The sequence below is a fragment of the Streptomyces alanosinicus genome, assembly GCF_014650595.1.
In the GTDB taxonomy this organism is placed as follows: Bacteria; Actinomycetota; Actinomycetes; order Streptomycetales; family Streptomycetaceae; genus Streptomyces; species Streptomyces alanosinicus.
Genome location: NZ_BMVG01000001.1, coordinates 1,254,830 through 1,266,664, shown reverse-complemented (window position 1 = coordinate 1,266,664; position 11,835 = coordinate 1,254,830). Strand labels below are relative to the sequence as shown.

The 11,835-nt window shown below is 71.1% G+C and carries 10 protein-coding genes and 2 tRNA genes; 5 read left to right on the top strand and 7 right to left on the bottom strand.

Annotated elements, in window-relative coordinates; genetic code table 11:
• Positions 1-82: 82 nt before the first annotated feature.
• Positions 83-1,243, top strand: a complete 1,161-nt coding sequence (locus tag IE277_RS05785; RefSeq protein ID WP_189949017.1) for an SUKH-4 family immunity protein — start codon at positions 83-85, stop codon at positions 1,241-1,243.
• 15 nt (positions 1,244-1,258) lie between these two features.
• On the opposite strand, the gene IE277_RS05780 is transcribed toward IE277_RS05785, so the two are convergent.
• The 3 genes from IE277_RS05780 to IE277_RS05770 all read right to left on the bottom strand — a co-directional run bounded on the left by IE277_RS05780 (position 1,259) and on the right by IE277_RS05770 (position 2,504).
• Positions 1,259-2,251, bottom strand: coding sequence for a DUF8017 domain-containing protein (locus IE277_RS05780; protein ID WP_189949015.1), 993 nt, complete (start codon positions 2,249-2,251; stop codon positions 1,259-1,261).
• 65 nt (positions 2,252-2,316) lie between these two features.
• Positions 2,317-2,388 (bottom strand) — tRNA-Cys (locus IE277_RS05775).
• A gap of 18 nt (positions 2,389-2,406) precedes the next feature.
• Positions 2,407-2,504 (bottom strand) — tRNA-OTHER (locus tag IE277_RS05770).
• A gap of 203 nt (positions 2,505-2,707) precedes the next feature.
• Here IE277_RS05770 and IE277_RS05765 point away from each other — a divergent pair.
• The 4 genes from IE277_RS05765 to IE277_RS05750 all read left to right on the top strand — a co-directional run bounded on the left by IE277_RS05765 (position 2,708) and on the right by IE277_RS05750 (position 8,124).
• Positions 2,708-4,195: an MFS transporter gene (locus IE277_RS05765; protein WP_189949013.1), complete on the top strand. Its 1,488-nt coding sequence runs from the start codon at positions 2,708-2,710 to the stop codon at positions 4,193-4,195.
• A gap of 154 nt (positions 4,196-4,349) precedes the next feature.
• A complete protein-coding gene (locus IE277_RS05760; RefSeq protein ID WP_189949012.1) occupies positions 4,350-6,149 on the top strand; it encodes a DEAD/DEAH box helicase in 1,800 nt (599 codons plus the stop codon).
• Between the two features lie 408 nt (positions 6,150-6,557).
• Complete coding sequence (locus IE277_RS05755; protein ID WP_189949010.1) at positions 6,558-7,199, top strand: IclR family transcriptional regulator; 642 nt, start codon at positions 6,558-6,560, stop codon at positions 7,197-7,199.
• A 133-nt stretch (positions 7,200-7,332) separates the two neighbouring features.
• Positions 7,333-8,124 (top strand): S16 family serine protease, encoded by a 792-nt coding sequence (locus IE277_RS05750; protein ID WP_189949008.1) that lies wholly within the window; start codon positions 7,333-7,335, stop codon positions 8,122-8,124.
• Positions 8,125-8,127: 3 nt separating this feature from the next.
• On the opposite strand, the gene IE277_RS05745 is transcribed toward IE277_RS05750, so the two are convergent.
• The 4 genes from IE277_RS05745 to IE277_RS05730 are packed head-to-tail and all read right to left on the bottom strand — an operon-like array spanning position 8,128 to position 11,831.
• A complete protein-coding gene (locus IE277_RS05745; protein ID WP_189949007.1) occupies positions 8,128-9,084 on the bottom strand; it encodes a glycine betaine ABC transporter substrate-binding protein in 957 nt (318 codons plus the stop codon).
• Positions 9,081-9,935: an ABC transporter permease gene (locus IE277_RS05740; RefSeq protein ID WP_189949006.1), complete on the bottom strand. Its 855-nt coding sequence runs from the start codon at positions 9,933-9,935 to the stop codon at positions 9,081-9,083. The genes IE277_RS05745 and IE277_RS05740 overlap by 4 nt, the downstream gene beginning before the upstream one ends.
• A complete protein-coding gene (locus tag IE277_RS05735) occupies positions 9,932-11,191 on the bottom strand; it encodes a betaine/proline/choline family ABC transporter ATP-binding protein (protein ID WP_189949005.1) in 1,260 nt (419 codons plus the stop codon). The genes IE277_RS05740 and IE277_RS05735 overlap by 4 nt, the downstream gene beginning before the upstream one ends.
• The gene (locus tag IE277_RS05730) at positions 11,184-11,831 is read right to left on the bottom strand and encodes an ABC transporter permease (RefSeq protein WP_189949004.1); all 648 of its coding nucleotides are present in this window, start codon (positions 11,829-11,831) and stop codon (positions 11,184-11,186) included. The genes IE277_RS05735 and IE277_RS05730 overlap by 8 nt, the downstream gene beginning before the upstream one ends.
• Between the last annotated feature and the right edge of the window lie 4 nt (positions 11,832-11,835).

Sequence of the window (11,835 nt, the reverse complement as noted above, 5' to 3'; positions counted from 1 at the left end):
GTGTGCTGGGCAGTGGGGGATGCCGCCCAGGGCCGGGTGCGAGGACGCGCGCGGTCACGCACGGGAAGATCGCGGGGGAGCGATGAGCACGACCGACGCCGGGGTTCCGGCGATCACGCTGACCGAGGCCGAGCTGGACCGTTATGTCACACACGCGCCGACGCGCGGCCTGCTCGGCGGCGCCGGACTGCCCGCGGACACCGACCTGCTGACCTTCTCCCCACTGCGCCGGCACGGTCTGCGCACGCTCGCCGACGCCGCGGACGGCCCGTTCCGTGTGGCGGACGAGCTGCGCGACCGCCTGGTGATAGGCGAGCTGCTCAACCCGGCGGGCATGGCACGCGAGTCCATCCTGCTCGACGGCGGCACCGGCGAGCTGACGACCGCCTATCTCTTCGACCCGTCCGCCGCCCGCCCCTTCGCCCCCTGTCTCGTCACCCTGCTGCGCTTCGCCGCGGTCACCGAGGAACTGGCCGGCCTGCGCGGCCGTTTCGCCTCCCTCGCCGGCCGGTACGGCCCGAAGACGGTGGCCGAGGCGACCCGCCGGCTGCTCTCCCTCTTCGAGGAGGGCACGGCCGGCAGGGTCCCGCCGTACTGGAAGGCGGCCGCCCTGATCCGCCCCCTCGCCCTCGTCGCGGGCCCCGGCACGGCGTCCGGGCTCACCCTGGACGTCCCGGGCCGTCTGCTGGACCAGGAGTTCGGGCACGGACGGGTGGCCCGCTTCGAGGAGGTCGACTTCCCCGCGACGCTCACCCACGAGCCGACCCGGCGCTTCCTGCGCGAGACCGGGCTGCCGGAGGAGGCGGTCCTCTTCCACGCCGACACGGACGTCCCGCTGCCCACGCTCCGGGAGTACTTCACCGAGGAGTACGCGGGCGACTTCGCCCTGGACGAACTCCCGGCCCACGCCGATCACTTGATCCGCCTCGGCCGTCTGGTCGAGGACAACAGCCTGGTGGTCGACGGCAGAACGGGCGCGGTGCTGACCTTCAGCGAGCCGGAGGCGACGCTCCACCCCCTCAACACCGATATCTCCACCCTCGCCTGCACGCTCTGGCTCCTGCACCACGAGCGCACCATCGACAAGCACCTCGGCCGGGAACTGACGACCCACGCCTACGACCAACTGGCCGCGGCCATGCTCCACACCCTGACCGCCCTCGACCCCACCGCCACCCTCCCGGACACGTCCTGGCACTACTGGACGGAGCAATTCCGGGACGAGTCGGGCGGGGTGCTCTGAGGGAGAGCGAGCGGTTCAGGACCCCGTCGGGGTGCCGTGCAGCCGGACCGTGCTGAGGATCTTCATGATGGTCGCTTTGGGAACCTCGTCGGGGACGCCCTTGGCGCCGAAGAAGATCCATGACACGAAGTCACCGGCCGCGTTCTTGAAGCCGAACGCGAGCGCCTTGCCGTCGGTGGCGCACTTGCCCTTCTGGGGCGTGTGGGACGACCGGGCCCAGGCGATGCTCCCCTGGACTCCCGAGGCGGTCTTGTAGGGCTGGGCCTTCGCATCGACGGTGAAGCTCTTCTTGTCCGGCTGTGTATAGGGGGCGTAGACCCACCAGCCCACCGTGTTCACCGCTACTTCGTCGGTGTTCTTGGCGCCGCCCGCGCCCTTGCTGCCGGCCGCGGCCAGATCCGTGTCCTCCGTCCGGCCGTCCTTGTCGTCGTCGGACGTGCACCACTTCGGCTTGTATTCGGCTACGCCTGCCATATAGGCAACGGGATTGCCCGTCTTGTTGTCCGCGAAACCGAAGGCGGAGGTCGGCGATCCCACCGTCCAGTCCGCCGGCACGTCGAAGGCGATGCCCCGCTTGGGGTTGACGGTGACCTTCCAGCCGGGGATGGTCGGCTTCTCGCCCCCGGCGTCACCCCCGGCGCCGCGCGGGTCGTCGCCCGACCCGGACGCGGAGGCCGTCGGGCTCTGCGAAGCACTGGCCGACGACGTGGGCTTGTCGCCCCCGGCGTGGTCGTCCTTGTTGCCGCCGAGGACCAGGAAACCGGTGACACCGGCGGCCACCACCACGACCGTGGCCGCCCCGATCGCGATGGCCTTGGTCCGGTTCCCCCCGCCGCGTGGCGGCTGCGGCGCCCCCACGGGCGGGGGCGCACCCCACTGCGACTGCGTCGGCTGCTGATAGGGATTCGGCTGCTGATGCCCCGTCTGCTGGTACGGGTTCGGCTGCTGGTAGGGATTCTGATGCTGCGGGTTCTGCTCGCCCCCGGGCGGCTGCTGTCCTGGCCACATGGTCGGTAACCCTAGGGGGGCGACATCCCTTGGAGGGTGCCGCCCCCTGCCTGGTCAGGCACCAGAGGCCGTGGCGGGATTCGAACCCACGTAACTCGCTTTGCAGGCGAGTCCCTGAACCACTCGGGCACACGGCCGTGTTGAGTTGTCGTTCTCGGCCGTGGTGGGATTCGGACCCACGTAACTCCCCGCGGGCGGAGCCCGCTGATGGATGCTGCGCAGGCGAGTCCCTGGACCACTCGGGCACACGGCCGTGTTCGTGGTGATGACGCTATGGCGCGGGGTGGGCGGGCTCAAGGGGAAGCGCGGGGCTGCAACGGGACTGCCATACCGCGTTCATGAAAGGGGGTTGAAGGGGCTGAGGGGGGCTGAAGGACAGGTCTACGACCAAGGTCGCAGGGTGGGCCGGACCATTGACAGGGGTCAAACCGGGCTGCGGGTCTTACTCTGACGGGCATGGCCGCCCTGGAACCCGGTGACGACGCCGCCGTGTCCCTGTCCGTCGAGCGAGGCGACGACGGCGTGCTGAGCCGCGCCTATCGGGCGCTGAGCGTCGGGATCGTCTCCGTCGTGCTGCTGATCGCCTTCGAGGCGACCGCCGTCGGGACCGCCATGCCGGTCGCGGCACGGGAGCTGCACGGGGTGGCGCTGTACGCGTTCGCGTTCTCCGGGTACTTCACGACCAGCCTGTCCGGGATGGTGCTCGCTGGGCAGTGGTCCGACCGGCGGGGGCCGCTCGGGGCGCTGACCACGGGCATCGGCGCCTTCGCCGCGGGGCTCGTCGTCGCCGGTACGGCCCAGGTCATGTGGGTGTTCATCCTGGGCCGGGCCGTGCAGGGGTTCGGCGGCGGACTGGTCATCGTCGCGCTGTACGTCGTCGTCGGCCGTGCCTACCCGGAGCGGCTGCGGCCCGCGATCATGGCGGCCTTCGCGGCGGGCTGGGTCGTCCCCTCGATCGTCGGCCCGCTCGCCTCCGGCGCCGTCACCGAGCACCTCGGCTGGCGCTGGGTCTTCCTCGGCATACCCGTCCTCGTCGTGCTCCCGCTCGCCCTCGCCCTGCCGCAGATACACCGCAGGGCCGCCGGCCCCGTGGACGCGCGGGCGGGCGCCCACTCCTTCGACCGGCGGCGTATCCGGCTCGCCCTCGGTGTCTCCCTCGGCGCCGGCCTCCTGCAGTACGCCGCCCAGGACCTGCGCCCGCTCTCCCTGCTCCCGGGGCTGGCCGGCGCCGCCCTGCTGGTGCCCGCCGTCCTCGGCCTGCTGCCGCCCGGCACCTACCGGGCGGCCCGCGGACTGCCCGCCGTGGTGCTGCTGCGCGGACTGGCCGCCGGCTCCTTCATCGCCGCCGAGTCCTTCGTCCCGCTGATGCTCGTCACCCAGCGCGGCCTGTCGCCGACGCTCGCCGGTTTCTCGCTGGCCGCGGGCGGCGGCACCTGGGCGCTGGGCTCGTGGCTGCAGGCCCGGCCGCAGGCGCAGCCGTACCGGGAGCGGCTGATGAGCACGGGGATGGTGCTGATCGCCGCCGCGATCGCCGCCGCCCCCGGTGTCCTCGTGCACTCCGTGCCCGTCTGGACGGTCGCCGTCGCCTGGGGATTCGGCTGCTTCGGGATGGGCCTGGTGATCTCCTCCACCAGCGTGCTCCTGCTCCAGCTGTCCGCACCGCAGGAGGCCGGCGCCAACTCGGCCGTGCTCCAGATCTCCGACGCCCTCTCCGATGTCGTCCTCCTCGCCGCGACCGGCGCCGCCTTCGCCGCCCTGGGCGGCGGCAGCGCGGCGGCCGCCACGACCGCCACGACCGCCACGGCCTCGACCGCCCACGGCACCCACCCGGCCGCCTTCGCCGCCGTCTTCCTGCCCATGGCGGGGGTGGCGCTGGTGGGGGCGTGGGTGACGACGCGACTGCGGGCGCGCCGACCCGAACGGGGTGGATCCCGGCGGCTGTGACGTCGATCCCACCCGCGGCCGACCCACCCTCGTCCGGGCCTTGGGGGCCGGGCGGCGCCGGTAGGGTGGCCCGGTTGTCATACGTAGCCGAGCCTCACACAGCCGAGCCCGACACAGCCGAGCCCCACCAGACGAGCCCCGCAAAACGGAGACCGTGACTACCACCGCCGCTTCTTCCGCGCACTCGCACCACCTCTCGCCCGCCTTCCCCGGCAGGGCCCCCTGGGGTACCGCCAGCAAGCTGCGTGCCTGGCAGCAGGGAGCGTTGGAGAAGTACGTCCAGGAGCAGCCGCGTGACTTCCTGGCCGTCGCCACGCCCGGCGCCGGCAAGACCACCTTCGCGCTGACGCTCGCCTCCTGGCTGCTGCACCACCATGTCGTCCAGCAGGTGACCGTGGTCGCGCCGACCGAGCATCTGAAGAAGCAGTGGGCGGAGGCGGCGGCCCGGATCGGGATCAAGCTCGACCCCGAGTACAGCGCGGGCCCGCTCGGCAAGGAGTACGACGGCGTCGCGGTCACCTACGCGGGTGTCGGCGTGCGCCCCATGCTGCACCGCAACCGCGTCGAGCAGCGCAAGACCCTCGTCATCCTCGACGAGATCCATCACGCCGGTGACTCCAAGTCCTGGGGCGAGGCCTGTCTGGAGGCGTTCGAGCCCGCCACCCGCCGGCTCGCGCTGACCGGTACGCCGTTCCGTTCCGACACCAACCCCATCCCCTTCGTGACGTACGAGGAGGACAACGCCGGCATCCGGCGGTCCGCCGCCGACTACACGTACGGGTACGGGTCGGCCTTGTCGGACGGGGTCGTGCGGCCCGTCATCTTCCTCTCCTACAGCGGCAGCATGCGCTGGCGTACGAAGGCCGGTGACGAGATCGCCGCCCGGCTCGGCGAGCCGATGACCAAGGACGCGGTCAGCCAGGCCTGGCGTACGGCGCTCGACGCGCGCGGCGAATGGATGCCGAGCGTGCTGCGCGCCGCCGACCAGCGGCTGACCGAGGTCCGCAAGGCCATCCCGGACGCCGGTGCCCTCGTCATCGCCTCCGACCAGGACTCCGCCCGCGCCTACGCCAAGCTGATCCGCGAGATCACCGGTACGAAGGCGACGCTCGTGCTGTCCGACGACGCCGGCGCCTCGAACCGGATCGACGAGTTCAGCGACAGCGACGACCGGTGGATGGTCGCGGTGCGGATGGTGTCCGAGGGCGTCGACGTACCGCGGCTCGCGGTCGGGGTGTACGCCACCACCATCTCGACCCCTCTCTTCTTCGCGCAGGCCGTCGGGCGTTTCGTACGGTCCCGGCGGCGCGGCGAGACCGCGTCCGTGTTCCTGCCGACCGTGCCCGACCTGCTGACCTTCGCCAATGAGATGGAGAAGGAACGGGACCACGCCCTCGACAAGCCGAAGAAGGAGGGCGAGGAGGACCCGTACGCCGAGTCCGAGAAGGAGATGGAGGAGGCGAACAAGCAGCAGGACGAGGACACCGGCGAGCAGGAACAGTTCGCCTTCGAGGCGCTGGAGTCCGAGGCCGTCTTCGACCGGGTGCTCTACGACGGCGCCGAATTCGGTATGCAGGCCCACCCCGGCAGCGAGGAGGAGCAGGACTACCTCGGGATTCCCGGGCTGCTGGAGCCGGACCAGGTCCAGATGCTGCTCCAGAAGCGGCAGGCCCGGCAGATCGCGCACAGCCGCAAGAAGCCGGACAGCGAGGCCGATCTGCTGGAGCTGCCCGCCGAGCGGCGGCCGGTGGTCAGCCACAAGGAGATGATGGAGCTGCGCAAGCAGCTCAACACCATGGTCAGTGCGTACGTCCACCAGAGCGGCAAGCCGCACGGGGTGATCCACACCGAGCTGCGGCGGGTGTGCGGGGGGCCGCCGAGCGCGGAGGCCACGGCGGGGCAGCTGCGGCAGCGGATCGCCAAGGTGCAGGAGTGGGCCACGCGCATGCGGTGACGCTCCGCCGGGTCAGCCGATTTCTTTCCCACCCACCCACCCACCCACCCACCCGTCTCGGTCGGCTGAAAGGCCGACGCCACGGGGCTCCACCCCGGACCCCCCCAGGCAGATGGCGCGTGTCAGTTCCTGGGGTGTGTGCGTATCCGGACGAATTGCGGCAGGCCGGATCTCGCCTTGCCCGGATTCTGGACGGAGCCTTCCGCTCAGCGAACCTGCTTCGCTACTGTCCCGCTACGCACACGCCCCGTGGCAGCGCCGCCGCGGAGCGCAGCCGTGAAGCGACACAGCCCGGAGCCGCCGGGCCGTACGGCCGATCGGCGGCCTCTGAAGCGCGTCGCCGACGGGACTCGGTGACGCATCCATCGCTCGGTGGCCGTCGACCTCACCACCAAAGGAGTGGGCGTCGTGACCGCGGAGACCTCTCAGACGCTCGACCGGGGGCTGCGTGTCCTCAAACTGCTGGCCGACACCGACCACGGGCTGACCGTGACCGAGTTGTCCACAAAACTGGGCGTGAACCGTACCGTGGTGTACCGGTTGCTCGCCACCTTGGAGCAACACGCCCTCGTACGGCGTGACTTGGGCGGGCGAGCCCGGGTCGGGCTCGGGGTGCTGCGGCTCGGACGGCAGGTGCATCCGCTGGTGCGGGAGGCCGCGTTGCCGGCCCTCAGGTCGCTCGCCGAGGACATAGGCGCGACGGCGCATCTGACACTGGTGGACGGCACGGAGGCGCTGGCCGTCGCCGTGGTCGAGCCGACGTGGACCGACTATCACGTGGCTTACCGGGCCGGCTTCCGGCATCCGCTGGACCGGGGAGCCGCGGGGCGGGCGATCCTGGCGGCCCGGCAGTCGCCGTCCCTGGACCCCGGGTACACCCTCACGCACGGGGAGCTGGAGGCCGGGGCGAGCGGGGCCGCCGCGCCGCTGGTGGGGGTCAGCGGGGTCGAGGGCAGCGTGGGTGTCGTGATGCTGACGGACTCCGTACCGGAACGGGTGGGAGCGAGGGTGCTGGAAGCGGCCCGAGAGGTCGCCGACGCCCTGCGCTGAGTCGTCCTGGCCGTCCGGCCGACCCCCGACCCCCGACCCCCGGCTTCGGCCGATCCGCTCACCCCGCGCCGCGATCGCGGTGGACGCTGCATGCGGCATGAGGCACCGGTCCTCGTCACGTTAGATTGATGTCGTGCTCTCTCGTCTCACACGTCCCCAGGCCGTAGCCCTCTGCGCGCTGCCCGTCGTGGCCCTGCTGGCCACGGCGGCGTTCGCGCCGCTGCCGTTCGCGGTGGCCCAGCCCGGGATGACGGCGAACGTGCTCGGCGAGAACAGGGGCAGTCCGGTGATCACCGTCTCCGGCGCGACCGCCCGGAAGACCAGCGGACAGCTGCGCATGGTCACGATCGAGGCGACCGGCCCGGACACCAAGGTGACCTTCGGTGACGTGCTCGGCAACTGGTTCCGTACCGACCGGGCCGTGATGCCGCACGACGCCGTCTACCCGAGCGGCGACACCGTCACGGAGATCGAGAAGCACAACGAGGCGCAGATGCGGCAGTCCCAGGACGCGGCGACCGAGGCGGCGCTGAAGTATCTGGGGCTGAGCGCCGACAAGGTCAAGGTCACGCTGAAGCTCGCCGACGTGGGCGGGCCGAGCGCGGGTCTGCTGTTCACCCTGGGAATCATCGACAAGCTGCACGGCGACGGCAGCGGCGGCGACCTCACGGGCGGCCGGAACATCGCCGGTACGGGCACGATCGACGCGGACGGCAAGGTCGGCGCGGTCGGCGGGGTGGCTCTGAAGACACAGGCGGCCCAGCGGGACGGGGCGAGCCTCTTCCTGGTGCCGAAGGCCGAGTGCGCCGACGCCAAGGCACAGCTGCCGAAGGGGCTGCGACTGGTCCCGGTCACCACGCTGAAGGGCGCGGTGGACTCCCTGGTCACGCTGGAGAAGGGCAAGGGCTCGGTCCCGAGCTGCTAGGGCCTACTTCACGAACCCCTGCTGCTTCATCCAGTCCAGGGCCACCTGGTGCGGATCCTGGCCGTCCACGTCCACCTTGGCGTTCAGCGTCCGGGCTACCGTGTTGTCGAGCCTCTTCGTGACCGGCTCGATGACGGTCGCGACGGCCGGCCATTTCTCCAGGACCTTGGTGTTGATCACGGGGGCCGCGTTGTAGTTGGGGAAGAACTTCCTGTCGTCCTCCATCACGGCCAGGTTCATCGACTTGATGCGCCCGTCGGTGGTGAACACCTCCCCGTAGGCGCACTTCCCCTTGTCCACCTGGGTGTAGATGATCCCGGTGTCCATCTGGGTGACGTTCTTCGCCGGCACGCTCATCCCGTACGCCTTCTCCAGACCGGGCAGCCCGTCGGCCCGGTTGGCGAACTCGCTCTCCACGCACACGGTGACGGCGCCCGGGTCCTTCGCGGCCAGCGCGGCCACCTGCGAGAGCGTCCGGGTGCCGTACTTGTGGAAGTTGGCCTGGTTCATCGCCAGGGCGTAGGTGTTGTTCAGCCGCGCGGGCGGCAGCCAGGTCAGGCCGTTCCTCCGGTCGGCGTCCCGCACCGCCTGCCACTGCTGCTCCGGGTCGGGGATCGGGTGGCTGTTGCCCTGATAGGTGATCCAGGCGGTGCCCGTGTACTCGTACATGGCGTCCGCGGCCCCGCTCCTGACCGCCTCGCGCGCCCCGATCGACCCCTGGATGCCGGTGCGGTCCAGAACATCCGCGCCGGCCGCCTGAAAGGCGATCCCCATGATCGCGCCGAGGATCAGCTGCTCGGTGAACTCCTTGGAGGTGACGGTGAGATGGGCCCCCTTGAGCGGCTCGCCGCCGCCGACGACGCCGGGCCGGACGTCGTCGGCCATGGGGGAGCCGCTGGTCAGACCGCAGCCGGACGCCGACAGCAGCCCCGCCGCCAGCAGACATACACCGCGTCTCATCGGCCCGCCTCCAGTCCGCGCGGACGCAGCAGCACCTCCGCCAGCGAGGCCAGCCAGTCCACCAGCAGGGCCAGCGCCACGGTGAGGACCGACCCCAGCACCAGCACCGGCATGCGCTGGGTGGTGATGCCGGTGGTGATCAGCACACCCAGGCCGCCGCCCCCGCCGAAGGTCGCGAGCGTCGCCGTACCGACGTTGAGGACCAGGGCCGTACGGACGCCCGCGAGGATCAGCGGGACGGCGAGCGGGAGCTCGACCCTGCTCAGCACGCCGAGCGGGGACATGCCGATGCCACGGGCCGCCTCCAGCAGCGTCGGGTCGTTGGCGTTCAGACCGGCGATCGTGTTGGAGAGGACCGGCAGGATCGCGTAGACGATGATGCCGATCAGCGCGGCCTTCGTGCCCGTGCCGAGCCAGATGACCAGCAGGGCCAGCAGACCGATCGCCGGGGTCGCCTGGCCCATGTTGGCGAAGGTCATCGCGAGTGGGGTGGCCCGGCGGAAGATCCGCCGGGTGAGCACGATGCCCAGCGGGATCGCGATGATCAGCACGAAGAACGTGGAGATCACCGTCAGTTCCACGTGCTGCCACAGCGCCTTGGAGACCTGGCCGCCGGACAGCGCGTTCCGCGAGATCGTGTCCAGCCGCGCCTGCCGGAACCACAGCCAGGTCGTGAGCAGCAGGACCACCAGGAAGGCGGGCAGGACCGTCAGCCGCGGCCAGGACAGACGCCGGGCGGGCGGGCGCTGGACCGGGGGCGGGGCCTCCTGCTCCGCCTCGCCCTCGTCACGGAAGGCGAGCCCCTTGACCTCGTGCTCGCCCTCGGGCCGCGGCTGCTGGTCGGTGCTCACGCCTTCGTCACCCCTCCGGGACCCTCCTGCTCCTGATGGGTCTGCTGGGCGCGGGTCTCCTCCAGTTCGTGCTGGGCCTCCATCGCCTCCAGCCGGTCGGCCTCCAGCAGCTCGTGCACGGAGTTCATCAGGGTCTCCATGTCCACGACGCCGATGTACTCGCCGCGCCGCCCGGTCACCGCGACCCGGCCCGCGTTGTCCGTCAGCACGGCCTCCAGCGCGTCCCTGAGGGTCGCGTCCCGGGTCACCGTGTCGTGCACCAGCGTGCCCGCGCGGGCCAGCGAGCCCTTGGCCCGCATCAGGTCGCCGCGGCGCAGCCACTTGTAGGGACGGTGGCGCTTGTCGAGGAGCAGGATCTCGTTCGTGCCGCTCCCGCGGATCGCGGTGAAGATCTGCTGGAGCGGGGTGTCCAGGGTCACCGTCGGGTAGTCCTGCATCTCCACGTCCCGCACCCGGGTCAGGTTCAGCCGTTTCAGGGCCGCGCCCGCGCCGACGAAACCGGAGACGAAGTCGTCGGCCGGGTTGGTGAGGATCGCCTCCGGGGTGTCGAACTGGGCGATGTGCGAGCGTTCGCGCAGCACGGCGATCCGGTCGCCCAGTTTGATCGCCTCGTCGAAGTCATGGGTGACGAACACGATCGTCTTGTGCAGCTCGTGCTGGAGCCGGATCAGCTCGTCCTGGAGGTGGTCGCGGGTGATCGGGTCGACCGCGCCGAACGGCTCGTCCATCAGCAGCACCGGCGGGTCGGCCGCCAACGCCCGTGCCACGCCCACGCGTTGCTGCTGGCCACCGGAGAGCTGGCGCGGATAGCGGCCGTGGAACTCGCCCGGATCGAGCCCGACGAGGTCCAGCATCTCCTCCACCCGGTCCCGGATCCGCTTCTTCGGCCAGCCGGTCATCTTCGGTACGAGCGCGATGTTCTGCGCGACCGTCATGTGCGGGAACAGGCCCGAGGACTGGATGGCGTAGCCGACCTTGCGGCGCAGCCTCACCGGGTCGATGTCGGTGACGTCCTCACCGTCGATGCGGATACGGCCGCCGGTCGGCTCGATCAGCCGGTTGATCATCTTGAGCGTCGTGGACTTCCCGCAGCCGGACGGGCCGACGAAGATGACCGTCTCGCCCGCCTTGATCTCCATGCTCACGTTGTCCACGGCCGGCTGCTGACCGCCCGGATACCGCTTGGTCAGGTTCTCCAGCTCGATGGAGGCGCCATGGGTGGCGGTGTCGCCCGTGCGGGCGGACGTCTCAGACACGGATCCCCCTCGGAATGGTCAGCCGGCCGATCAGGACGTACGCCGCGTCGAACAGGAGGGCGAGGATGATGATCCCGAGGGTGCCCGCGAGCACCTGGTTGAGGGCGTTCTTGCTGCCCAGGGAGGCGAGTCCGCGGAAGATCTCGTTGCCGAGGCCGGGTCCGGAGGCGTAGGCGGCGATCGCGGCGATGCCCATCAGCATCTGTGTGGAGACCCGGATGCCGGTCAGGATCGGCGGCCAGGCCAGCGGCAGCTCCACCCGCAGCAGCCGCATCGGACCGGACATGCCGATGCCCCGGGCCGCGTCCACCAGCGCCGGGTCCACCCCGCGCAGGCCCACGATCGCGTTCCGCACGATCGGCAGCAGCCCGTACAGCGTCAGCGCGATCACCGTGGGCGGCACGCCCAGGCCGACGACCGGGATGAGCAGACCGATCATGGCGAGGGAGGGGATGGTGAGGATGGTGGAGGTGGCGGTGGTGGCGAGGTTGCCCGCCCAGTCGGAGCGGTAGGTGACGACCCCGACCAGCACCCCGATGGCCGTCGCCAGGACCATGCACTGGAAGACCGCGCTGGCGTGTTGGTAGGCGTCCGCGAGCAGCTGCTGGTGGCGGTAGCCGAGGTACTCCCAGAACGTCACCTGC